This is a genomic window from Sphingobium fuliginis, from assembly GCF_015074805.1.
GTDB lineage: Bacteria > Pseudomonadota > Alphaproteobacteria > Sphingomonadales > Sphingomonadaceae > Sphingobium > Sphingobium fuliginis.
On the sequence record NZ_CP060035.1, the window covers coordinates 1,146,270 to 1,169,463 of the forward strand.

Genomic DNA, 23,194 nt, shown 5'->3' on the forward strand with positions numbered 1-23,194 from the left:
ATCAACTAGGGTGCCGGGCGGGAAGCGGCAAGGGCGGGCGGCCCTTGCACCGTTGCTCCTTCTATGAGAACAAAAGGCGAATCATGCAAGGAGTAAAGGCCATGTTCTCGGGGCGGTGCCAATGCGGGGCGATCCATTACGAAGCGCAGGGCGAGCCGGCCTATAGCGCGCTGTGCCATTGTTCGGATTGCCGGAAAAGCGCGGGCGCGCCGATGGTGGGCTGGGCCCTGTTCCCTGAAGAACAGGTGACGGTGACGGGTCGGCCGGTGGCATACCGGTCCTCCGACAATGTGACGCGGGAATTTTGCGGAACCTGCGGTACGGGCCTTTTCTACCGCAATGCCGCCGTGTTCCCCGGCATGATCGACATCCAGACCGGAACGCTGGACGACCAGTCGAACCTGCCGCCAGCCATCCACGTCCAATTTGCCGAGGCCGCGCCATGGATGGAGGGCGCGCATCAACTGCCCAAGTTCCAGCGCTACCCCGAGGCCTGAGGCCGACAGGCAGGATCGTCTGGCGGCGCATCCGCAACGGCTCGTCGCCCGGGCCGGAACGCAGGCATCGCGCATCCGGTTCTTTGTTCAGCCCAAACGGCAGAACGGGGCGAGAACAAAGGAAAGGATGATCCCGATGAAATCGATCCTGTTGGCAGGTGCGGCCATATTGGCCTTCGGCACCGGCGTTACCGGCATTGCGATCGCGCAGGACATGCCGGCTTCGGCGCAGCCGCCCGTCGCCGATACGCCGCCTCCGCCCGAGCAGGGCGCGACTCCTGCGACGCCGGCGACCCCCGCCGAACCGGGAGCGACGCCAGCCAGCCCGGCCACTCCGGCGACGCCCGCGACGCCGCCCCCAGCCGCCGATCCCAATGCTGGGCAGCCGACCGGAGCCGTGCCGCCGGACACGGGCATGCAACCGGCTCCTGCCGGCGTTCCGCGTGATCCGTCCGCTCCCGTCGGAACCTCAGCCAATCCCGCGACCGTGGGTGGCAATATGACGCCGCCGCCGACCGAGCAGAAGGATTATCCGCTGTGCAGCAGGACCGTGCAGGATAGCTGCATCAACCGGAGCGAAGCGCCCAAATCCATGCGCAAGCGGCGTTGATGCTTGCAAGACCGGGCATGGCGGCGATCATGGCTGCCAGCCCGGTCCAGCTACGCCGCCGGTCAGGCTGTGCCGATCGAGCACCGTCAGCAAGGTCGCCGGGGCTGCTCCCGATATGCCGGGTCGCAGGCTGGGTGCAATGCGCAGCCGCGGCGATGGTCCATGGTCATGTCCGTCGCGCCATCACTTCACCCAATCCGCCTGGACTATTCGGCGCGCTCCGTTGCGCGCAGCAGCGTCAGTCGAGCCTTTCCCACGTCACGGGTCGTCTCCACGGTAAAGCCCTTTACCGCCACATCCTCGCGCCGGTCGGTTTCGATGCTGATCCAGCTTGCGGGCCCGGTCCAGCCCAGGCGGCTCAGCTTGTCCAGCGCCACCATGCCAGCGCCGCTCTGATAGGGCGGATCCATGAAGATGAGGTCCAGGGGCTCGCTTGCCGGACCCAGCGACAGGACGCTGCTCTGGCGGATGTCGGGGCGGATGCCCAGCCTGTCGCCATTGGCTCGGATCGCGTCCAGCGCCGCGCGGTCCTGTTCCACGAAGATGCAGCTTGCCGCGCCGCGCGAGAGCGCTTCGAACCCCAGAGCGCCCGAGCCCGCGAAGAAATCGCCAACGCTCAGCCCCTCGAAGGAGCCGATCCGGCTCAGCAGCATGGAAAACAGGGTTTCCCGGGTGCGGTCCGCCGTAGGGCGTGTTGCGTCGCTCTTGGGGGCGGTAAGGGGGCGACCCCGCCATTGGCCTGCAATTATTCTCATGGGCTGGCTCGTTCCAGAAAAGAAGGGCCCCTCGACAGGCTCAGGGCGAACGGAGGGGGTCAGGGTTTCCCAAGGCTCTTGCGGAAGACGACCAGATCGTGCTGCCGCACTTCCTCGACCGCGCCGGATGCCAGCTCGCCCAGATGGAAGGGGCCGTAGCTGGTGCGGATCAACCGGTTCACCTGAAGCCCCAGATGTTCGAGCACGCGGCGGACTTCGCGGTTCTTGCCTTCGGTCAGCGTCATTTCGATCCACTGGTTGCGGCCGGTGCGGCGTTCCAGATTGGCCTCGATCCGGCCATAGCGTATGCCGTCTATCTCCAGCCCGTCGAACAGGTCCTCCAGCTGGTTCTGACTGACTTCACCGAAGGCGCGGGCGCGGTAGGTGCGCGGGACGCCGGTGGAGGGCAGCTCCATCTGCCGCTTGAACTCCCCATCGGTGGTGAGCAGCAGCAGGCCTTCGGTCGTCATGTCGAGCCGTCCGATCGGCATGACGCGCGGCAGGTCGGCGGGCAGCTTGTCATAAATGGTCGGACGGCCGCGGGGGTCGCGTTCGGTCGTCAGGAAACCCGCCGGCTTGTGGAAGAGGAACAGGCGCGCAGGTGCCGGTGCGGCGACCGGATTCCCGTCGACCGCGACGCCGTGCAGCGAAGTGAGGAGGGTGGCGGGGGTCGACACCGCTTCGCCGTCGAGCGTGATCCGCCCCTCCTCGATCATCCGCTCGATCTCCCGCCGGGAGGCGACGCCTGCGCGGGCGAGCAATTTGGCGATGCGCTGCGGTTCGTTCTTGCCGCTGGCGGCGGCGGCAGCGCGGGCAGGATGGGGATTGGCGGGATTGGCGGGCGCCGTCCTGGTCTTCTTGACGGGCGGGCGGGCCGGGCGTGATGCCGGCGCCGGTTTGGCGCCCGTCGGACGCCTGGGACCACCGGAGCCCGGCCGACGGGGCGGCCCAGATTTTTTCGGCGGTTTCACGGAAGAGTTCCTTTTCAAAACAGGGTGGCCTTCCCATATCCGGAAGGCCGGGAAATTGACGAATGGTGCTGTCCTTGCGCCCATGCGCCGGGACGATGGGAAACCCCTTCGGGGCCTTGCACGTTGGTCGGGTGAATGGCGCAAATGGGGCGGATCGGCAAATGTTTTTCGGGCTGGTAAAAGGGGAAGCCGAAGCGCGGGGGCGGCGCAAGGCCATACGCAGCGTGCTGGTGGTCGAGGACGAACCGCTGGTCGCCTTCGACAATGAGCATGTGCTGGAAATGGCCGGCTATCGCGTGGCCGCGACCGTCGACGAATATGCCCATGCAGTCACCATCATGCAGGAGGAAAGCGTCGATCTGGTGATCGCGGACGTGACCCTGCATGGGGAGAAGACCGGCATCGATCTTGCGCGCTTTGCGGCGGGCAGAGGCGTGGCGGTGTTGTTCGTGACGGGGGCCTGCCCTGTCGACGCGCGGGAAATGGCCCTGGGATGCCTGGCCAAGCCCTATGCGCCGCGCGATCTGCTGGCGGCGATCGATGTCGTGGATGCCCTGCTTCGGGGAAAGGCATTGCCCCGTTTTCCCGACGGTCTTCACCTGTTCGAGGACGCCGCCTGATCCGGGCCCGATATAAGATTGCCGGACGGCTTGCCTCCACCGCATTTGCCCATATGGTGGCCCGGATAATCATTCCCGGGGGCGCACCAATTTATGACCGACATCGCGAAGGGCTCGGCCAACTGGCTGGATGCGGTGAAGCCCTATGTGCAGAAGGCGCCTTTGGGGGCATTTTTTCTCGGCATATCGTCGGGCTTTCCCTATGCGATGATCGGTGCGACGCTGACCACCCGGCTGGCGCAGGACGGCATCGACAAGAAGGCCGTGACAGCCTTCACCCTTGCCTTCCTGGTCTATAATCTCAAATGGCTGTGGGCCTGGGTCGTCGACGGCGTTCGGTTGCCGGTCATCGGCCGGCTGGGGCAGCGGGTGAGCTGGCTGCTGGTCGCGGGGGTGTTCGTGATGGCGGCGGTCGCCAATCTGGCGCTGGTCGATCCCACCACCGGCCTTTTGCAGACGGCCTATGCGGCGATCCTGGTCGGCGTCGCCGGCGCCACTTTCGACATCGTGATCGACGCCTACCGGATCGAGACATTGCGGCCCGAGCAATTGGGCGTCGGGTCGGGCATGTCGCAATATGGCTGGCGCATCGGATCGGTCGCGGCGGGTGCGCTGGCGCTGGTGCTGGCGGCCCGGATCGGCTGGCATGGCGCCTATCTGGCCTGCGCCGTATTCGCGCTTCCCGCGATGCTGACCGGGCTGGTGCTGGGCGAGCCGGAGCGGCACCGCGAACCCACCGCGCGGCGGGGTCTGGGCGAAGTCTGGGAGTCGATCGCGGGGCCGCTGGTGGAATTCTTCCGCCGGCGGGGCGCCTGGCTGGTGCTGCTGTTCATCCTGCTGCACAAGATCGGGGATACGCTGGCCAACCTCACCTTCCGCCTGCTGTTCGACGACATGGGCTACACCAATGACGAAATCGCCATCTACGACGTCGGGATCGGCTTCTGGGCCTATCTGATCGGAATTTTCGTCGGCGGCGTGCTGTATGCGCGCATGGGAATGAAGCGCTCGGTGCTGGTCAGCCTCTTGCTGATGGGCGTCTCCAACTTCAGCTTCGCGCTGCTGGCGGCGCTGGGCAAGAGCAACTGGGGCATGGCCGGCGCGATCGGCTTCGAAAATTTCGCGAGCGGCATCGGCGGGGTGACGGTGGTCGCCTATTTCTCCGCGCTCTGCGACCTGCGCTTCACCGCCGCGCAATATGCGCTGATTTCGGCGGCGGCGAGCATCGTCGGACGGTTCCTGACGGGGACGACGGCGGGCGCGATGATCGAACGGTTCGGCTATGTCGATTTCTACCTGCTGACCACGGCGCTGGCGGTGCCGGGCATCGTCCTGTTCTGGCTGATGATGCGCGCAGGGTTGATCGACGCCAGTGTCGGGAGCGCGGCAGCCCCTCAGCCCGCGGCGTAAAGGTCAAGTGGCCGACCGAGGTCGCGATGCGCCTGGGCGACCGCTTGCAAGCAGGTGAGCGCACCCAAGGCATGGTCATTGCCCAGTAGCGCGGCGACATCGTCATAAGCCGAGCGGGGGCTGCGCAGCGCGCTGCCGATCGCCTGAATCATCAGCGCCTCGTCGCTCGTCATGCGCGAACAACAGCAGGGTGCGATCAATATCCTGCGGCTGGATGTCCGCGCCAGTTCCAGCATCATCGCCCGCATCAGCACGAGCGGGCGGCGATAGCCGCGGCCGAAGGCGCCCAGCATCGCATTGGCGGCATGGGCATCGTTGACCCCCGCCGTCGCCATGCGGCGCATCACATAGAGGAACAGCCGGTTGCCGTAGCCGCCGGGAAGCGGACGGGGCTGATCGAGGGAGGGGGACTCTCCATGGGCCATGCGTTCGTACCTTCTGCCTTGTCGTCGGAAGGCAAGAGTACGCTATTGCGAGTCAATCGCAAGTAAATTCAGTCGGGATATTGACCGTTCAGTCGCAAAATTTCTCCGGCCAAATAGAGCGAGCCGGAAATCAGCAGCTTGGGTTCACGGCCCGGCTGAGCGGCGACGGCGGCAATGGCGTCTTCGGGTCCCGCATGCGCGGTGCAGGCAATGCCCCACCGATCGGCAACGGCGGCGAAGCGTTCCGGCGGATGATGATCGTGACCTGGCACCGGCAGGGCGTGGATATGCGCGATCCGGCCGGCAAAGGGATGGAGATAGGCGTCCAGTTCCTTGTTCGACAGCATGCCGATCATCAGTTCGAGCTTATGCCCCTCAAGCCGCTCGCTGCTGAAAAAGGCGCTGATCGCCTCGCCCGCACCGGCATTGTGGCCGCCGTCCAGCCAGGCCTCGGTCCCTTTGGGAAGAGGCGCGAGCAAGGGACCATGGTCCAGCCTTTGCAGGCGGGCCGGCCAATGTGCCCAGAGCGGAGCGGCCTTCAACGCGGCTTCGCTGACGGGCACGACATTCTGGTGCCGCAGCATGGCGAAGGCGAGGGCGGCATTATGGATCTGGTGTGCGCCGGGCAGGCGCGGCAAGGGCGTGTCGAGCCGCCCCTGATCGTCGCGATAATGGAGGCGATCCCGGTAGGCCGCCGCGTCCCAGCTCTCGCCCATGGCGAACCAGTGGGTCCGGTTGCGGGCGGCGGCCTCCAGCATCACGGGGAAAAGCGCGTCGGCATAGCGCTGCGTCACCAGCGGCGCCCCGGGCTTGGCGATGCCGGCCTTTTCGGCGGCGATTTCCCTGATCGTGGTGCCGAGGAAGCTTTGATGGTCGAGGCCAAGCTGCGCGATACCGCAGATCACGGGTTTTTCGATGATGTTGGTGGCGTCAAGGCGGCCGCCAAGGCCCACTTCCACGATGCAGGCGTCGGCTGGATGTTCGGAAAAGGCAAGGAAAGCGGCGGCTGTGGTGACTTCGAAGAAGCTGGCGCCGATCCCTTCCGCAACGTCGAGGACGCGCGAGAGGTAATGAGCCAGCGCCTCGTCGGAGATCAGCTTGCCGCTGATGCGGATGCGCTCGTTGAAGCGGACCAGATGGGGAGAGGTGAAGACATGAACCGTCTTCCCGTCCGCCTCCAGCGCGGCGCGCAGGAAGGCGCAGGTCGAGCCCTTGCCATTGGTGCCCGCAACGTGGAAGACGGGCGGCAGGGCGCGATGGGGGTTGCCGATGCGGTCAAGCAGGCGGGCGATGCGGTCCAAACCCAATATGTCGGCGCCCGGCGACAGCGTTGCGAGGCGGTCGAGCTGGGCCTGGACGGCGGGATCGTCGGAGACGGCGTGGTCGGCCATCGGCGCTGGTCTCCCCGATGACCTCAGGCCGCGGCGCGAGGGGCGAGGTAGCCGATCACCCGGGCCAGCGTGTCGCGCAGCTCGCTGCGATGGATGACCATGTCCAGCATGCCGTGCTCCAGCAGATATTCCGCGCGTTGGAAGCCGTCGGGCAGCTTTTCGCGGATCGTGCTTTCGATGACGCGCTGGCCCGCAAATCCGATGAGCGCATTGGGCTCCGCGATCTGGATGTCGCCCAGCATGGCGTAGCTGGCCGTGACGCCGCCGGTCGTCGGATCGGTCAGCACCACGATATAGGGCAGGCCCGCCGCGTGAAGCTTCTGGATGGCCACGGTGGAGCGCGGCATCTGCATGAGGGAAAGTATGCCCTCCTGCATGCGCGCGCCGCCCGCTGCGGTGAAGATCACATAGGGGCATTTGTGGGCAATGGCTTCGTTGACGCCCTGGATGAAGGCGGCGCCGACGCCCATGCCCATGGAACCGCCCATATAGGCGAAATTCTGCACGCCCATGACAAGCGGCACGTCATCGATGGCGCCCCGCGCGTTGATCAGCGCGTCCTGGTCGCCCGTCGCGGCGCGTGCGGCCCTGATGCGGTCCGGATAGCGCTTGGAATCACGGAATTTCAGCGGGTCTTCCTGCACCTGCGGGGTCGGCAGCAGGATGAAACCGGCATCGAGTATCTGTTCGAACCGCTCCGCAGGTCCGATGCGGCCATGATGGTCGCAGCGCGGGCAGACGGAAAGATTGTCCTCCCACTCCTTGATGAAGATCATCTCGGCGCAGGAGGGGCATTTGTGCCACAGCGTTTCGGCGGTGGTTTCCTTCTTCGCCATGAAGGGCAGGGCGTTGCGGACGCGGTTGATCCAGCTCATGCGGCGGTCTCCCGGAAATGAGGGCTGTTGGCGTTCAGCGCGCCGCGAAGGGCAGCGACGAACTCCTTGACGAAGGGGGCGGCGGCGTCGCCGTGCGAGCCGATGATGTCGACGATGGCGGACCCCACCACCACGCCGTCGGCCACGCGGCCAATGGCGGCAGCCTGTTCGGCGGAACGCACGCCGAATCCCACCGCGATGGGAAGGTCGGTGGCGGTCTTCAGCCGGGCTACCGCCTGTTCGACGGCAGCCTGGGCGGCCTGCTGCTTGCCGGTGATGCCTGCGACGGCGACATGATAGAGGAAGCCGCTGGCGCCGTTCAGCACGGCTGGCAGGCGGGCCGCGTCGGTCGTCGGCGTGGCGAGGCGGATCAGGTGGATGCCGGCCGCGCGCAGGGCGGGACCGATTTCGGCGTCTTCCTCCGGCGGCACGTCGACGCAGACCACGCCGTCGACGCCTGCGGCGCTGCAGTGGTCGGCGAACCATTGGGGGCCGCGCACGAGCATCGGATTGGCATAGCCCATCAGGACCAGCGGGGTTTCAGGGTGCCTGGCGCGGAAGGCGCTGGCGAGGGCGAAAATATCCTTCGTCTTCGTTCCGGAGCCGAGGCTGCGCAGGTTCGCCAGTTCGATGGCGGGGCCGTCGGCCATCGGATCGGTGAAGGGCATGCCGAGTTCGATGATGTCGGCGCCGCCCTCTACCAGTGCATCGAGGATCGCGGGGGTGTCGGCCACGCTGGGGTCGCCCGCCGTCACGAAGGTGACGAGCGCGGCGCGGCCCTGCGATTTGCAGGCGGCAAAGCGGGCGGAGAGGCGGTCAACGGTCATATCGAATTCCCAAACCCGACACGCAACGCGCTCCCGCGAAGGTGGCAGCCCGGTCCACGGGTCGCGTGAACAGGTGACGGTTGAACGGGGTTGCTGCCTTCGCAGGAGCAAGACATATGGCGGGCGAGGTCATATCTCCACCCCCAGGGCGCTCGCCACGGTGAAGATGTCCTTGTCGCCGCGGCCGGACAGGTTGACGACGATGATCCGGTCGGCGTCGAGCGTAGGCGCGACCTTTTCCGCGCTGGCGATCGCATGGGCGGATTCGAGCGCGGGGATGATGCCTTCCAGCGCGGAGAGCTTCTGGAAGCTGGCGAGCGCTTCGTCGTCTGTGATGGGCATATATTCGACACGGCCGATTTCATGCAGCCAGCTATGTTCAGGCCCGATGCCGGGATAGTCGAGACCGGCGGAGATGCTGTGCGCTTCGGTGATCTGCCCGTCTTCGTCCTGGAGCAGATAGGTGCGGTTGCCGTGCAATATGCCCGACTTGCCGCCGGCCAGGCTCGCCGCATGCTTGCCGGCCAGGCCTTCGCCCGCCGCTTCGACGCCGATCATCCTGACCTCCGCATCGTCGAGGAAGGGATGGAACAGGCCGATGGCGTTGGAACCGCCGCCGACCGGCGCGATCAGCATGTCGGGCAGGCGGCCTTCCAGTTCCAGTATCTGTTCGCGCGCTTCCCGGCCGATGACGGACTGGAAGTCGCGCACCAGCTCCGGATAGGGGTGCGGCCCGGCCGCCGTGCCGATGATGTAGAAAGTGTCGTGCACGTTCGACACCCAATGGCGCAGCGCATCGTTCATCGCGTCCTTCAGCGTCTGCGATCCCGAAACCACGGGGATCACCTCCGCGCCCAGCAGCTTCATGCGGAAGACGTTGGGCTTCTGCCGCTCCACATCCTTCGCGCCCATGAAGATCTTGCATTCCATGCCGAACAGGGCGGCGACGGTCGCCGTGGCGACACCGTGCTGGCCCGCGCCGGTTTCGGCAATGACCTTCTTCTTGCCCATGCGCCGGGCGAGCAGCGCCTGGCCGATGCAATTGTTGATCTTGTGCGCGCCGGTGTGGTTCAGTTCCTCGCGCTTCAGATAGATTTTCGCGCCCTTGCCCGGTGCGGCTTCGGCGCGCAGCGCTTCGGTCAGGCGCCCGGCATAGTAAAGCGGGTTCGGGCGGCCGACATAGCTGCGCAGCAATTCGGTGAATTCGGCGTCGAACGCCGGGTCCTGCCTGGCGTCCCTGTAGACCTTCTCCAGCTCCAGAATGAGCGGCATGAGGGTTTCGGCCACATAACGGCCGCCAAAGGAACCGAAATGGCCGGAGGCGTCGGGCTGTGAACGCAGGCTGTTGGGCAGGATAATGCTGTCGGTCATCGCTTCTATCTCTTCAGTCATGGGGTTGGATCACCTGGGCAAGTGATCAACGCCATCGAAGGCCGATGCGTTCTAAAAGGATGCTCTGCGTCAACATGCCGACGCCGCATTGCAGAAGGCCATGATCTTGTCCACACTCTTGATGCCGGGCGCGCTTTCGACGCCGGACGAAACATCGACCAGCGGCGCGCCTGTGATGCGGACTGCTTCGGCCACATTGTCGATACCGAGCCCGCCGGAAAGACCCCAGGGCAACGGCAGGGAAGCGCCGCGCAGCAGCGTCCAGTCGAAGCGCAGGCCCATTCCGCCGGGGAGAGCCGCGCCCTCGGGCGTCTTGGCGTCGAACAGGATGAAATCGGCAGCGCCCGCATAGGCGCCCGCGGCGTCGATGTCGGCGCGGGTCTTCACTGGAATGGCTTTCCAGACGGGAATGCCGAAGCGCTGACGAATGGCCGCCACGCGTTCGGGATTTTCCTTCCCATGTAGCTGAAGGGCGGTGAGGGCGCCCGTGGCGCTGAGATCGGCCAGTGTCTCGTCGGTTGGATCGACCAGCACGGCGACGCGCCCGACATGGGACGGGACGGGCGCTGCCAGGGCGCGCAATCGGTCCGCTTCTACATGACGGGGGCTTTTGGGGAAATGTACGAATCCCAGATGGGTGGCGCCCGCGCGCATGGCGGCGCCGACCGTGTCAGGCGTCGAAAGGCCGCAGATCTTGATGGCGAGTCGGGACATGGGGGCGCTTTAGCGGGTGCGGCAGGGCGTGAGAACCGCTTTCATCCCGCCACCTGTTCGCTCCGGGAAGCCACAAGGGCGGGGGAAGCAGCCGCCAGGTCCATATCGTGCAACGCCAGCCATTGGTCCGCATGGTCGATGCATGCCTTGCCCAGATAGGCGTCGATGGCGTCGAGCAGTTCCGCTTCCTCCATGGCCTTGGGGTCGAGCGGCGGGTGCCAGTCGAGATGGAAGTGTGCGCCCTTCGTCCGGGCGAGGGTGAAGGGCAGGAAGCGGGCATTGCTGCGCCGGGCGAGACGCAGGGCGATGGAAAGATTGCCCGACGGTTCGAGGTCGCGGCCGAAACGGGGAAACCAGACCTGCCGGTCGCGCCTTTCGTCCACGAGGATATAGAGCATCGGGCGCTCCTTTTCAGAAAGGTGCCGCAGGATGGCGCGGGCCGCGCCGCTGCTGCCTGTGATCGCTTCCCCCATATAGCTTTCCCGCGCCCGCTTCAGCATCGCGGCCTGCGCCGCATTGTCCGGCGGATCGTAGACGCCCAGGCCGGGGCGGTCGGTCGACGCCTTGAGATGAGCGGCGAGCAGGTCCCAATTGCCGATATGGGTCGTCAGGAAAATCATCGGCCGTGGCGAAGCCAGCGCTTCTCGATAGGCTGCCTCGTCAGCAATGGTCACGTGCCGGTCGTTCACCAGCCGGTCGACATTGGCGAGTTCGGCCATGGTGCGGCCCAGATTGAACCAGCGGCGGGTGAGCATCCTCTCCTGGGTTGCCTGGTCCAGTTCGGGGCGCAGGACGGCAAGGTTCCTGCGGGCTCGTTCATCCCGCAATTTCATGGACCTGCGCGCGACATTGGCCGACAGCCAGCCTCCCAGCCAGGAGGCGAGGGATGCCGGAAGGATACGGAGGAGGGTGAAGAGAAAGGGGTTGGAGAGCATCGCGCCTGCCGTCATACAGCAGCGGTCGGGGCGGTAAAGGGCTTGGATTTGCGATGAGTTGGGCCTTGGGGCTTTGGGTGATCCTGCAGGGGCTGAGCGTGATCGGCGTGCTCAACTATTGGCGGCATCTGCCGACGGACCGGCAGGAGGAGGCGCCGGAGGGCGTCGCCATGCTGCTGTCGGTGCGGGACGATTGGGATGGGAGCCCCGGTCTCATCGCGCGGCTTAAGGCGCAGACGGCCCGGTTCCGGCTGGTGGTCGCCACCTCCGGCGCATGCGCGGCGGCGGAGGCGATGGCTGCGCGCGAGGGGGATTGGGTGCAGCTCGTTCGTGCCGGCATCGCCGGGGACGAGGGGCAGAAGGTTCACAAGCTGCGCGCGGCCCTGCGCTCCCTGCGGGAGGCCGATCGCTATCTGGTTTTCGTGGATGCGGACATCATGCCGCCGCCGCGGCTGGTGGGCCGGCTGCTCTTTCCCCTGGTGCGGGGAAAGGCCGACATCGTGACGGGATACCGGCTGTTGTTGCCGGAAGCGGGCGTGGCGGCTGCGCTGGTGGGCGCGGTTGAAATGCAACTGGCGACGCTGCCCAGAGCCGCGAGCGCGACCATGCCCTGGGGCGGGGCCATGGCGCTGACGCGGGAGACGGCGGAGCGGCTGGAACTGGATGCCGCGCTGGCGGGGCGGCTGTCCGACGACATGGCGATCGGGCTGGCCGGATGGCGGGCGAAGCTGCGGTTGCGGCCGGTGCGCGATCTGCTGGTCGCCAGTCCGCTGGCGCGGCAAGGGGCGCTGGCTTTCGCCGTGCGGCAGTATCGCCATGTCCTGACCAACAGTCCGGGCATGTGGCGGATCGCCTGCGCCGTGGCGGGCGTGCAGGCGCTGGGCTGGGTCTGGGCGGTGGGATGGGGCGGCTGGAGCGCCGTGGCGGTGGGCTATGCAGCGGCTCTCGGCCGGGCGCTGGCGCGGCGGCGGATCGTCGCGGGCGTGCTGGAACCCGGCCAGGCGCGGACGGCGCGGCGGTCGCTCCGGTGGGACGTGCTGGCGCCATTTGCCGTGTGCTGGGCGCATTGGGGAATTCAGTTGGCGGCCGCCTGCTCCAGCCGGATAAGATGGGGCGGCTATGATTATTGGATGAGGAATGGAAAGGTCGCGCGGATGGAGAAGGTGGGATGAGGGCCATGCCGGTCCGCCTTCTGCTGCTCTGCGCCGCTGCGCTGGCGATCCCCGGCCTTAAAGCGCAAACGGCGTCTCAGGGAACGGCTTGGCCGGTCAAACCGGCCGTGGCGCTGGCCGGGCGGGTGACCGATGCAGCCGGTATTTTCAGTGACGGGCAGGAGGAAGCGCTGTCCCGGAAGCTCGAAAAACTGGAGCGATCGACCAGGCACCAGATGGTTGTCGCCACCGTGGCGTCCCTTGACGGGGCGGAGATCGGATCGTTCACAACCGATCTGGCGAACCAGTGGGGCATCGGGCGCAAGGGCCATGACGATGGCGTGGTCCTGCTGGTCGCCCCGAACGAGCAACTGGTCCGCATAGCCGTGGGCTTCGGGCTGGAAAGCGTGTTGACGGACGCCTATTGCCAGGGCGTCATCGACAAAAAGATGATCCCCCATTTCCGGAAGGGCGATCTTTACGGCGGCGTGAACGCCGGTGTCGACGCACTAATCGAGCGGCTGGATTGAGCCGTCCATTCAGCCAGGGACAGCCGCTCTGTTCCCGTATTTCTCCGCTCTTTCCCGGCCAGCGGCTATTCCGTCGCTTGCGAATTGTCCTAGAGCCAATCGACATTCAGCCCTGACGGCCTGCAAATGACGCTTTTCCGTGCTTCCGGTGCTCACCTACTTTGAGTAGGCTGCGCTCCGGGTCACGGAAAACCACCATTTTCGGCTCGTCATCTTCTGAATGTCGATTGGCTCTAGGCGATCGCCCTTAATGGCTTTCGACGCCGGAAACGCCTATCCAACAAAGAAAAATCGGGCGCACGATGAGCGAGCGAAAGGCGTCATCGATGCAATGCGCGACACAACGTTGGGAGTGGCTGGACTGTGCCAAGGGAATTGGCATCGTCACTGTCGTGGTGGGCCATGCGGTCACGGGGCGGCTGCATGACTGGATCTACCTGTTCCACATGCCGCTGTTCTTCATCCTGTCGGGCATAGCCTATCATTCCGAACCATCCGCGCAGTTGATCTACAAGCGCGTCTTTTCCCTGCTGCTGCCTTATGGCTGCTTCCTCACATTGCTGACGGGCATGCAGGACGCCGGCATGATGCTGGATGGGAAAAGCTGGTCCGCGATCTTCCATTCCGACCTGCTGCTGGCCCGGCGCATGCTGTTCGGCGGGCGGCAGCTTACCGGCTGGTTCGGAACGGCCTGGTTCATCACCGTCCTTTTCGGGGCGCAGGTCGCCTTCAATGCCATGGCCCGGCGCATGGGGGAGGGGTGCGGGGTGCGGTTGATCCCGCTGCTCCTGCTGATGCTGGTCATCGCCTATCCGCTGGGCGGTTATTCGCTGGCATGGAATATGGCGGTGCTGCCCATGGCGATATTCTTCCTCGGCATCGGCAGCCTTTGGGCATCGACCTTCCTGCTGGGAGGCGAGCCGGTGTTCGAGGGCCCGGTGCACCTGCTGATCGCCATCGTGACGCTGTTGCTGACGCCCTTCATCCTGCCGATGGACATGAAGTTCGGCCATTATGGCTCGGCCCTGACCAGCGTCGCAGGGGCGATCGGATGGTCGCACATGATCGTGTGGCTGAGCCGGTGGCTGGCATCGGGGCCGCTGACGCCGCTTGGCATCGGCCGCAAATTCGCCCTGCTGGGACGGGCGTCCCTCGTGATCCTCTTCATGCACAGGATGGTGCTGATCGAGACGCAGCCATGGTGGCCCGCCTCCGTGCGCATCGTGGCGGCGCTGGCGGTCCCGGTCCTGTTCCATCTGCTGCTCGAAAGAAGCTCGCCAATCATTCGGCTGGGCCTGCTGGGACTGCGCAGGCCGGTCCCGCCACCGGCATGGGTGCGCAGGATCGACGGACTATTGCATCATCCTGCCATGGCTGTCAGGGCGCAGGGGGTCATGACGGCGCCGCCGCCTGCCGCGCGGGCGCGCCGCGCCAGAGGCCGGTGATCAGAAACCCGCCGGAAAGAGATGCCTGCCCTGCTCGTCCAGCCGCAGGACCACCTTGCCTGCAACGGCGCTGAGCGGCAGGTCGCCATAGAGGTGCGGGAAGAGGGCGCCGCCGCGCGACTCTTCCCATTTCAGCGCGTCCCCGAAAGGCGCCAGGTCGACCATCAGCATCACCAGATGGTCCTGCCCCGCAAAATGCCTGGCGGCGGTTTCGGCGGCCTGTTCGCGGGTCGACATGTGGATATAGCCATCCGCAAGATCGACCGGCGCGCCCTTGAACACGCCGTCCGCCTTCAACTGGTCATACTGATCCCCGGTCAGGATCTTGTAGGCGAAGAGGTCTGTCACTCTTCGGCCAGGTCCGGATCGGCTTCGGGGCTGACGTCCGGGCTGACTTCCAGGCCGGCGGGGGTGCTCACCTCCGTCTCCTCGTCGCTTTCCTCGATCTTCGCCGCGCTGACGACATGCTCGTCGTCGGACACGTTGAAGAGGCGCACGCCCGCCGAGCTGCGGCCGATGACGCGGAGGGATTCAAGGCCCATGCGGATCAGCTTGGCCTGGTCGGTGACGAGCATCAGATGGTCGCCGTGCCGCGCCGGGAAGCTGGCGACGACAGGACCGTTGCGGCCGATATTGTCGATATTGGTGATGCCCTGCCCACCGCGTCCGGTGCGGCGATAGTCATAGGCCGAGGACAGCTTGCCATAGCCGTTCGCGCAGACGGTGAGGATGAACTGTTCCTTGGCCGCCAGTTCGGCAAAGCGTTCCGCGCTCATCTGCGGCGAGCCTTCCTTCTCCGCCTTCCAGGGGGCGAAGCGGAGATAGTCGTCGCGTTCTTCCTGATCCTTGATGCCGGCGCGATGAAGGATGGAGAGCGAGATGACCTCATCGTCCTTCTTCAGCGTCATGCCGCGCACGCCGGTGGAGGTGCGGCTCTGGAATTCGCGCACGTCCGTCGCCTGGAAACGGATCGCCTTGCCCTGGCGGGTGGCGAGCAGCACGTCATCCTCTTCGGTGAGCAGCGCCACGCCGATCAGGCGGTCGCTGCTTTCATCGTCGAAGCGCATCGCGATCTTGCCATTCGACGGGATGTTGGCGAAGGCGTCCATGCTGTTGCGGCGCACCGTACCGTTCGCGGTGGCGAACATGACGTGCAGATCCTTCCAGCTCTCCTCATCCTCGGGCAGCGGCAGCACGGTCTGGATCGTCTCGCCGGGGCCGAGCGGCAGCAGGTTCACCATCGGCCGCCCGCGCGTCGCCGGGCCGCCTTCGGGCAGGCGCCAGACCTTGAGGCGATAGACCTTGCCCGCCGTCGAGAAGAACAGGACCGGCGTATGGGTGGAGGTCACGAACAATTCGGTGATCGCGTCCTCATCCTTCGTCGCCATGCCGGAGCGGCCCTTGCCGCCGCGCGCCTGGGCGCGGAAACTCTCCAGCGGGGTGCGCTTGATATAGCCCTGTACGGTGACGGTGACGACCATCTCCTCCCGCTCGATCAGGTCTTCGTCGTCTATGCCGTCGGCAGCGGCGGTGATCTCCGACAGGCGCGGGGTGGCGAAGTCGCGCTCGATCGCCTCGAACTCCTCGCGCATCACGGCGTAGAGCTTCACGCGGTCGCCGAGGATGGCGAGATATTCGGCAATGGCGGCGGCGAGTTCCGCCAGTTCATTGCCGATCTCATCCCGGCCGAGCGCGGTCAGGCGATGCAGGCGCAGGTCGAGGATCGCGCGGACCTGCGTGTCCGACAGGCGGTAGCTGTCGCCGCTGACTTCCGTTTCGATCGCTTCCACCAGACGCAGATAGGGCGCGATTTCCGCCACTGGCCAGTCGCGGGCGAGCAGGGTTTCGCGGGCTTCGGCGGGGCTGGCCGAGCCCCGGATGATGCGGACGACTTCGTCGAGGTTCGTGACCGCGATGACGAGGCCCAGCAAGATATGCGCCCGGTCGCGGGCCTTGTTGAGCTCATATTTGGTGCGGCGGGTGATGACCTCTTCGCGGAAGCGGACGAACGCCTCTATGATGTCGCGGATGTTGAGCAGTTCCGGGCGGCCGCCGCGAATGGCGAGCATGTTGGCCGGGAAGCTCGACTGGGCGGGGGTGTTGCGCCAGAGCTGGTTCAGCACGACTTCGGGCGTGGCGTCGCGCTTCAGGTCCATGACGATCCGCACGCCTTCGCGGCTCGATTCGTCGCGAATGTCGCTGATCCCCTCGATCCGCTTGTCCTTGGCCGCTTCGGCGATCTTTTCGACCAGGCCGTTCTTGCCGACCTGATAGGGAATGGCGGTGAGGACGATGGAACGGCGGTCGCCGCGCCCTTCCTCGATTTCGTGCCGGGCGCGCATCATGATCGAGCCGCGGCCGGTATGATAGGCGCTGCGGGCGCCGGACTGGCCGAGGATGAGCGGCGCGGTCGGGAAGTCGGGGCCGGGGACGATCTGGATCAGTTCGTCCACGGTGATGCCGGTGTTGTCGATATAGGCCAGGCAGGCGCGGATCACTTCGCCAAGGTTATGCGGCGGGATGTTGGTCGCCATGCCGACCGCGATGCCGCCCGCGCCGTTGACCAACAGGTTGGGGAAGCGCGCGGGCAGGACCTGCGGCTCACTTTCCGAAGCGTCGTAGTTCGGCTGGAAATCCACGGTGTCCTTGTCGAGATCGTCCAGCAGGGCGTTCGTCACCTTGGCGAGCCGCGCTTCGGTATAGCGCATGGCCGCCGGCGGGTCCGGGTCCATGGAGCCGAAATTGCCCTGCCCGTCGATCAGCGGCACGCGCATCGACCAGTCCTGGGTCATGCGCGCCAATGCGTCGTAGATCGCCGTGTCGCCATGGGGGTGATATTTACCGATCACGTCGCCGACGATGCGGGCCGACTTGCGATAGGGCTTGTTGTAGGTGAAGCCCGATTCATGGGCGGAAAAGAGAATGCGGCGATGCACCGGCTTCAGGCCGTCGCGCACGTCCGGCAGGGCGCGGGCGACGATCACCGACATGGCATAGTCGAGATAGCTCGCCTTCATCTCCTCCACGATGGAGATGGGGCTGATGTCCGAAGGGTCGGCGAGGGCAGTCTCGTCGGTCAATGCGATTCTCTTTTTGGATGGATATGGTTCGTTGCTGCTGCACTAGCGGAGCGAAACAATATTGTCACCCCTCGCGCGCACGCGCGCACGCGACGGGAATGAGCGGTATGGACCATGAGCCGCGCGATCGGCGCGCCAGATTGTTTCGCGCGATCCGTTCCTTGGGGCTGACAGGCGGTTAACTGGTGCATATAGGTCGTTCAAACGTTATTCACGCGCCGACCCCTAATCGGCGTAAACAAAGGCCGCCTGTCCCCCGGGCGCAGAGGAGAAGATGAACATGCGTTTTGTTACCCCCGTGGCGCTCGCGCTGACTCTCGCGCTGGCTGGCGGCGCCGTTTCGGTTCCGGCATTCGCGGCCAAGAAGGAAGAGAAGAAGGGCGGCGCGCCCAAGCTGAACGTCTCGCCCGATGTGGTGAAGGCGCTGCAGACCGCGCAGCAAGCCGCCGAGAAGCAGGATTTCGCAGCGGCAAAGGCCGCGCTGGCCGACGCCGACAGCAAGGCCAAGTCGAACGACGACAAATATCAGATCGGCGCCATCAAGCTGAACACCTCCATCGCCGGCAAGGATGCGGCGATGCAGAGCGAGGCGCTGACCCAGATGCTGGACAGCGGCCTCACCCCGCCGGAACAGGCCGGCCAGTTCAACGCCGTCGCCGCCGACCAGGCGCTGCAGGCGAAGAATTACGATCTTGCCATCACCCGCGCCCAGGCCGCGGCGCAGGCCGGTTACAAGCCCGAAGCGGTGAACGTGACGCTGGCGCAGGCCTATTTCGGCAAGGCCGGCACCGCCAACGCTTCGGTCGAGCCGCAGCGTGGCCTGAACCAGCAGGGTCTGGCCGCGCTCAAGGCCGCGGCGGACGCCACCAGGGCCTCGGGCGGCCAGGTGCCGGCGCAATGGTACCAGATCGGCGTCAGCCGCGCCGCGACGGCGAAGCTGCCTGAAGTCACCGAATGGGCCAAGATGGCCTATCAGGCTGCGCCCAGCGGCGAAAATCTGCGCACGCTGATCCGTCTGTTCCAGCAGGCCAATCCCAATATCTCAAACCGCGAGAATCTGGACGTGCTGCGCCTGATGGCGACCTCCGGCGGCCTGGTCGTGGCGCAGGATTATCTGGAATATGCCGAAATGGCGTCGAAGACCGGCATCTATGGCGAAGTGAAGTCCGCGATCGACGCGGGCCGCGGCAAGGGCGTGCTGAACGCCAGCCAGGGCGGTGACCTGTACCAGCCTGCCGTGTCGAAGATCGCGGGCGACAAGGGCTCGCTGGGCACGGCCGAGGCCGATGCGCGCAAGGCGGCCAATGGCAAGATCGCTGCGGCCACGGCCGACGCCTATCTGGGCTATGGCGACTATGCCAAGGCGGCGGCGATGTTCGAACTCGCCAAGCAGAAGGGCGGCGTCGACGCGGACGAGATCAACACCCGCATGGGCATCGCCAAGGCTCTGGGCGGCGACAATGCTTCGGCCAAGGCGGCTTTCCAGTCGGTGCAGGCCGGTTCGCGCAAGCAGATCGCCGATCTGTGGCTGGCCTATCTGGCCACCAAGGCCTGATCTTTGCCTGATGGAGGCGCGCTGCCCGGTCCGGGCGGTGCGCCTTTTTCATCTTCGAACATGATGACGGTCTGGCCGGAGCCAGGCGACAAGGGGGATGGCTGACATGGCCATGATGAGACATTCGAATCTGACCTGCGGGCTGCTGGCCGGCGCCGCCCTGATGGCGGCCGCGCCCGCCGTTGCGAAGAAGCCGGCCGTCGGCCCCGCGATCCAGATGTCGGACAGTTTCCGCGCCGCGACGCAGGCGGCGGACAGCGCGATCAAGGCCGGGGATGTCTCGACCGCGCAGGCCCAGATTTCGGGCCTGATGCCGGTCAGCGATTTCGAGGCCTATGTGGCGGCGGGCCTGCGGTTCCAGCTCGCGGTGCTGAAGGTCGACCGGCAGGCGCAGCGGGTGGCATTGAACGACATGTTCAAGACCTCCTCGGTGCCCAAGGGCGATATGCCGCGCCTGCGCTATATCGCGGGCTATCTGTCCTACATCGTCGGTAATTACGACGATGCGACGGCGCAGCTCGATTACGCCCGGACGCTCGGTTACGATCCGATCGACGCCACCATGCTGCGCGCGGACATCGCCATCCGGCGCAACAAGCCCAAGGATGCGCGAGGCTTCGTGCAGGAGGCGCTGGCGCGGCAGCGGACAGCCGGGCAGCCGATACCGGCCGCCTGGTACGACCGGGCGATCTCCATGGCCTATCAGGCAGGGGACTGGACGGAGTTGGGGGCGTTGTATCGGGAGCGCCTTGCCCATTATGATTCGGCAGGGGAATGGCGGTCCGCTCTCGCCAATTACCTGACGGCGCCCGGCATGGATGCGCAGGTGCAGCTCGACCTCTATCGCCTGCAGGCGGCCAATGGCGCCATGGCGAGCGAGCGCGACTACCAGGCCTATGCGCAACTGGCCGACAAGACGGGCTATAGCGCGGAGACCAAGGCGATCATCGAGGCCGGTCGCTCGGCCGGCAAGCTGACGCCGACACAGGCGGCGACGGCGCAATTGCTGAAGAGCGCCACGCCCAAGGCTGCGAAGGAAATCGCGGGCCTGCCCGCTGCGGCGAAGAAGGCGTCGGCGGCAAAGGACGGGTCGGCAGCTATGGCCGTGGGCGACACCTATTTCTCGCTCGGCCAGTTCCCGCAGGCGGTCGAGCAATATCGCCTTGCCCTGAGCAAGGGAGGCGTCGATGCCGGCAAGGCCAATGCACGGCTTGGCGTGGCGCTGGCGCGGTCGGGCGATCTGGCCGGGGCGAAGGCCGCACTGGGACAGGTGACGACGGGCAACTGGGCGAATGTCGCTGGCTTCTGGTCTGTCTGGGTGGATCAGCAGAGCAGGAAGACGGCCTCCATGCCGACGGTGGCGCCTGCGAGCTGAGGGAGAAGCCGGGCTGCTTGTGGCCGGAATTGGCCAATCCAAGACATTCCCCTCCCGTAAACGGGAGGGGTTGGGGGTGGGCGCGAGCGTAGCGAGCTTCTGACTTAGCCGTTGCAAAACAGCGCAGATGCCGCGCTAGCCCACCCCCTAGCCCCCTCCCGCCTGCGGGAGGGGGAATGGCAGGAAACCAACCCTGACCGTCACCCTTCAAACGGGAAGCGGCACGCCCGGCAGGTTCTTGGATGTCCTTATGGTGAGCGAGGTCTTCACGCTGACCACATTGGGGGCGGGCGTCAGTTTCGACGTCAGGAATTGCTGGAAGCTTTGCAGGTCCTTCGCCACCACCTTCAGGATGAAGTCGATTTCGCCGTTCAGCATATAGCATTCGCGCACCTCGGGCAGGGTGGCGATGTGATCTTCAAATGCCTTCAGGTCGGCTTCGGCCTGACTCTTCAGGCTGACCATCGCGAAGACCGTGATGGTGTAACCCAGCATCGATGGGTTGACCACGGCATGGTAGGAACTGATGGCCCCGCTTTCCTCCAGTGCGCGGACGCGGCGCAGGCACGGGGGAGCCGTCAGGCCCACCTTGCGGGCCAGCTCCACATTGGTCATCCTGCCGTCGCCCTGCAATTCGCCAAGGATCTGGAGGTCGATGTCGTCAATATTGGGGCCGGCCATTATTCCGCTTATTTCCTTGCCAGTTAATAAGGCGTTACCATAATAATATTTCAGGACAATGCAATTGTCCCACTATGTGACGTTCGCATAAGAACCCGTCCGCGGCCCTTCCCCTTTGCGGCGCGAAGCATTATTCCTGTGTAACGATCTCTCCGGCGGAAGGTTTTTCAGCGCTGCGCCGGGGCTGGAATTTGGGGAATTCGGGTGCGCTTCAACGATCTCATGCAGACGGTTCTCGCCGCGGAAGGACGCAGCGGCATCGGGGCCGTCACGCTTTGGCGGCAATGCGTGGATCTGCTGGCGCAAAACGACCGGCACGACCGATCGATCATGTCCGATGCGGAACGGGCGGCGCTGCTGGAACGGTTGACCGGACTGCTGCCGAAACTGTCGGAAACGCAGCGGATCGCGACGGTCGTGGAATTGGGCGGACGGTTGCGGTCGCCCACGCTGGTCGAATTCTTCGCCAATGATCGCCCGGCGATTGTCGCCGCAGCCATGTCCCGTGCGCGCCTTTCCGACGCGGCCTGGGTGGAGATGTTGCCGCGCCTGACGCCGACGGCGCGTGGCGTGCTGCGGTCGCGGCGCGACCTTGGCCCGGCGACGCTGCAGGGGCTGGAGGCGTTCGGTGCGACCGACCTGGTGCTGACCAGCGATGTCGCGGTCGAGCAGGAAGACATGCTGCTGACCGAGGCGATGATCGTTCCTACCGATCCGAAAATCGACCGGCCGCAGGCCGAGCCGGTCGAGGAGGCGGAGGAGGATCGCAGCCAGATCCGCAATCTGGTTGACCGGATCGCACGCTTCACCAGCGCCCGGCGCGCAGGCGACGCGGACGAAGCGCCGCAGCGCCCCGCCATCACCGGACCCCGCGCCTTCGCCTTCGAAACGGATGCGTCCGGAACGATCGTCTGGATCGACCAGGGACCGCGGGCGGCGCTGATCGGCCTTGCGCTCAACGAGACGGCGCTGGAAGGCGGCAGCGGCCCGGATGGCCATGTCGCGGGCGCCTTCATGCGGCGCAGCGGTTTTCAGAACGGCCGCTATACGATCGTCGGCGGCACGATGGCCGGCGAGTGGCGGCTGTCGGCCACACCCTTTTTCGATCCGCGCTCCGGCCGCTTCCAGGGCTATCGCGGGCAGGCCCGGCGGCCCTATCTCCACGAAGTCGCCGCCGAACCCCGCGCCGAGCCTGTGTCCATCGCCGGCCTGTCCGCCGATTCGATCCGGCAACTGGTGCATGAACTCCGCACGCCGCTGAATGCGATATTGGGTTTTGCCGAGATCATCGAACAGGAACTGTTCGGTCCGGCAGGTTCCGAATATCGCGACATGGCGGGCAAGATCGCCGTGGATGCGCGGCATCTGCTGACGGCCTTCGACGATCTGGACCTTGCAGCGCGCGTGTCGCGGGGCGAGGGCGGGAACGAGGCGCCGCGCGCCGTCGACCCCGCGCTGCTGGTGACGCAGGTTTCGGCGCGCTTCCGCGAGCAGGGGGACAGCGCGCAGATCGACATCGCCATGGCGCGGGGCCTGCCGATGGTGCGGATCGACCCGGTGCAGGGCGAGCGCATGATCCAGCATCTGCTGCGTACGCTCATATCCGTTGCACCGGTCGGGGAAGCGCTGACCGGCGCCTGCTGGTATCAGCCGGACGGGGCGGAAGGCCGCGTGGTGCTGGCCATCGACCGGCCGTCGACGCTGGCGGGGATGGAAGAGGACCGGCTGCTCGATCCGGGCTATATGCCGGACGGCAATTGGGCGGACGGCCCGCTGCTGGGCCTTGGCTTTTCCCTGCGCCTGATCCGCAGTCTGGCGACGGGGTGCGGCGGGGCGCTGGACGTCGAACCGGGCCGTTTCCTGCTCGCCGTGCCGGCCATGGCGGAGACGGAGGATGCCGTCGGCAGCGCCTGACCTGCGCCGAGGGAAACCCTATCGCAACCAAATCCGGGTAG

At 65.9% G+C, this 23,194-nt stretch carries 22 protein-coding genes; 10 read left to right on the top strand and 12 right to left on the bottom strand.

Annotated features, from left to right (window positions below):
- The first annotated feature begins 101 nt into the window (after nucleotides 1–101).
- Together H5V43_RS05385 and H5V43_RS05390 are read left to right on the top strand one after the other, a co-directional pair.
- Entirely contained in the window at nucleotides 102–497 is a 396-nt protein-coding gene (locus H5V43_RS05385) for a GFA family protein (protein WP_025550496.1), read from the top strand.
- 136 nt (nucleotides 498–633) lie between these two features.
- Nucleotides 634–1,107 (top strand): hypothetical protein, encoded by a 474-nt coding sequence (locus tag H5V43_RS05390; RefSeq protein WP_061940062.1) that lies wholly within the window; start codon nucleotides 634–636, stop codon nucleotides 1,105–1,107.
- A 206-nt stretch (nucleotides 1,108–1,313) separates the two neighbouring features.
- Here the strand turns inward: H5V43_RS05390 and rsmD are convergent, their stop codons facing one another.
- Nucleotides 1,314–1,862, bottom strand: coding sequence for a 16S rRNA (guanine(966)-N(2))-methyltransferase RsmD (rsmD, locus tag H5V43_RS05395; protein ID WP_025550498.1), 549 nt, complete (start codon nucleotides 1,860–1,862; stop codon nucleotides 1,314–1,316).
- A gap of 59 nt (nucleotides 1,863–1,921) precedes the next feature.
- Complete coding sequence (locus tag H5V43_RS05400) at nucleotides 1,922–2,833, bottom strand: pseudouridine synthase (RefSeq protein ID WP_025550500.1); 912 nt, start codon at nucleotides 2,831–2,833, stop codon at nucleotides 1,922–1,924.
- Between the two features lie 161 nt (nucleotides 2,834–2,994).
- Here H5V43_RS05400 and H5V43_RS05405 point away from each other — a divergent pair, with 161 nt between their 5' ends.
- Together H5V43_RS05405 and H5V43_RS05410 are read left to right on the top strand one after the other, a co-directional pair.
- On the top strand, nucleotides 2,995–3,453 hold the full coding sequence (locus H5V43_RS05405; protein WP_025550502.1) for a response regulator: 459 nt from the start codon (nucleotides 2,995–2,997) through the stop codon (nucleotides 3,451–3,453).
- Between the two features lie 93 nt (nucleotides 3,454–3,546).
- A complete protein-coding gene (locus H5V43_RS05410) occupies nucleotides 3,547–4,863 on the top strand; it encodes an AmpG family muropeptide MFS transporter (RefSeq protein WP_025550504.1) in 1,317 nt (438 codons plus the stop codon).
- Here the strand turns inward: H5V43_RS05410 and H5V43_RS05415 are convergent.
- The 7 genes from H5V43_RS05415 to H5V43_RS05445 form a co-directional block, all read right to left on the bottom strand.
- A complete protein-coding gene (locus H5V43_RS05415; RefSeq protein WP_025550506.1) occupies nucleotides 4,848–5,288 on the bottom strand; it encodes a DUF6628 family protein in 441 nt (146 codons plus the stop codon). The two genes, H5V43_RS05410 and H5V43_RS05415, sit on opposite strands and share 16 nt — an antisense overlap.
- Nucleotides 5,289–5,356: 68 nt before the next feature.
- A complete protein-coding gene (locus tag H5V43_RS05420) occupies nucleotides 5,357–6,679 on the bottom strand; it encodes a bifunctional folylpolyglutamate synthase/dihydrofolate synthase (protein ID WP_099185788.1) in 1,323 nt (440 codons plus the stop codon).
- A gap of 23 nt (nucleotides 6,680–6,702) precedes the next feature.
- The gene (gene accD, locus H5V43_RS05425) at nucleotides 6,703–7,554 is read right to left on the bottom strand and encodes an acetyl-CoA carboxylase, carboxyltransferase subunit beta (protein WP_025550508.1); all 852 of its coding nucleotides are present in this window, start codon (nucleotides 7,552–7,554) and stop codon (nucleotides 6,703–6,705) included.
- Complete coding sequence (gene trpA, locus H5V43_RS05430; RefSeq protein ID WP_025550511.1) at nucleotides 7,551–8,381, bottom strand: tryptophan synthase subunit alpha; 831 nt, start codon at nucleotides 8,379–8,381, stop codon at nucleotides 7,551–7,553. Before trpA ends, accD begins: the two co-directional genes overlap by 4 nt.
- Nucleotides 8,382–8,510: 129 nt before the next feature.
- Nucleotides 8,511–9,752: a tryptophan synthase subunit beta gene (gene trpB / locus H5V43_RS05435; protein ID WP_025550512.1), complete on the bottom strand. Its 1,242-nt coding sequence runs from the start codon at nucleotides 9,750–9,752 to the stop codon at nucleotides 8,511–8,513.
- 90 nt (nucleotides 9,753–9,842) lie between these two features.
- Nucleotides 9,843–10,487 (bottom strand): phosphoribosylanthranilate isomerase, encoded by a 645-nt coding sequence (locus H5V43_RS05440; RefSeq protein WP_025550513.1) that lies wholly within the window; start codon nucleotides 10,485–10,487, stop codon nucleotides 9,843–9,845.
- A 41-nt stretch (nucleotides 10,488–10,528) separates the two neighbouring features.
- Nucleotides 10,529–11,422: a lysophospholipid acyltransferase family protein gene (locus H5V43_RS05445; RefSeq protein ID WP_025550515.1), complete on the bottom strand. Its 894-nt coding sequence runs from the start codon at nucleotides 11,420–11,422 to the stop codon at nucleotides 10,529–10,531.
- 53 nt (nucleotides 11,423–11,475) lie between these two features.
- Here H5V43_RS05445 and H5V43_RS05450 point away from each other — a divergent pair, with 53 nt between their 5' ends.
- From H5V43_RS05450 to H5V43_RS05460, 3 genes are all read left to right on the top strand, one after another.
- Nucleotides 11,476–12,594: a glycosyltransferase gene (locus tag H5V43_RS05450; protein WP_025550517.1), complete on the top strand. Its 1,119-nt coding sequence runs from the start codon at nucleotides 11,476–11,478 to the stop codon at nucleotides 12,592–12,594.
- A gap of 5 nt (nucleotides 12,595–12,599) precedes the next feature.
- Nucleotides 12,600–13,103 carry a TPM domain-containing protein gene (locus H5V43_RS05455; protein WP_025550519.1) on the top strand — a complete coding sequence of 168 codons (504 nt, stop codon included), beginning with the start codon at nucleotides 12,600–12,602 and terminating at the stop codon, nucleotides 13,101–13,103.
- 302 nt (nucleotides 13,104–13,405) lie between these two features.
- Nucleotides 13,406–14,548, top strand: coding sequence for an acyltransferase family protein (locus tag H5V43_RS05460; RefSeq protein ID WP_025552076.1), 1,143 nt, complete (start codon nucleotides 13,406–13,408; stop codon nucleotides 14,546–14,548).
- Here the strand turns inward: H5V43_RS05460 and H5V43_RS05465 are convergent, their stop codons facing one another.
- Together H5V43_RS05465 and gyrA are read right to left on the bottom strand one after the other, a co-directional pair.
- Nucleotides 14,549–14,896 (bottom strand): DUF952 domain-containing protein, encoded by a 348-nt coding sequence (locus H5V43_RS05465; RefSeq protein WP_025552078.1) that lies wholly within the window; start codon nucleotides 14,894–14,896, stop codon nucleotides 14,549–14,551. It lies immediately after the preceding gene.
- Complete coding sequence (gene gyrA / locus H5V43_RS05470; protein ID WP_025552080.1) at nucleotides 14,893–17,628, bottom strand: DNA gyrase subunit A; 2,736 nt, start codon at nucleotides 17,626–17,628, stop codon at nucleotides 14,893–14,895. Before gyrA ends, H5V43_RS05465 begins: the two co-directional genes overlap by 4 nt.
- Nucleotides 17,629–17,902: 274 nt before the next feature.
- Here gyrA and H5V43_RS05475 point away from each other — a divergent pair, with 274 nt between their 5' ends.
- Nucleotides 17,903–19,183 (top strand): hypothetical protein, encoded by a 1,281-nt coding sequence (locus H5V43_RS05475; protein ID WP_025552082.1) that lies wholly within the window; start codon nucleotides 17,903–17,905, stop codon nucleotides 19,181–19,183.
- 106 nt (nucleotides 19,184–19,289) lie between these two features.
- The gene (locus H5V43_RS05480) at nucleotides 19,290–20,558 is read left to right on the top strand and encodes a hypothetical protein (RefSeq protein ID WP_025552084.1); all 1,269 of its coding nucleotides are present in this window, start codon (nucleotides 19,290–19,292) and stop codon (nucleotides 20,556–20,558) included.
- Nucleotides 20,559–20,765: 207 nt separating this feature from the next.
- Here H5V43_RS05480 and H5V43_RS05485 read toward each other — a convergent pair whose 3' ends face one another.
- Nucleotides 20,766–21,239 (bottom strand): Lrp/AsnC family transcriptional regulator, encoded by a 474-nt coding sequence (locus H5V43_RS05485; protein ID WP_025551551.1) that lies wholly within the window; start codon nucleotides 21,237–21,239, stop codon nucleotides 20,766–20,768.
- A gap of 204 nt (nucleotides 21,240–21,443) precedes the next feature.
- Here H5V43_RS05485 and H5V43_RS05490 point away from each other — a divergent pair, with 204 nt between their 5' ends.
- Nucleotides 21,444–23,153, top strand: a complete 1,710-nt coding sequence (locus H5V43_RS05490) for a sensor histidine kinase (RefSeq protein WP_025551549.1) — start codon at nucleotides 21,444–21,446, stop codon at nucleotides 23,151–23,153.
- The last annotated feature ends 41 nt before the right edge of the window (nucleotides 23,154–23,194 follow it).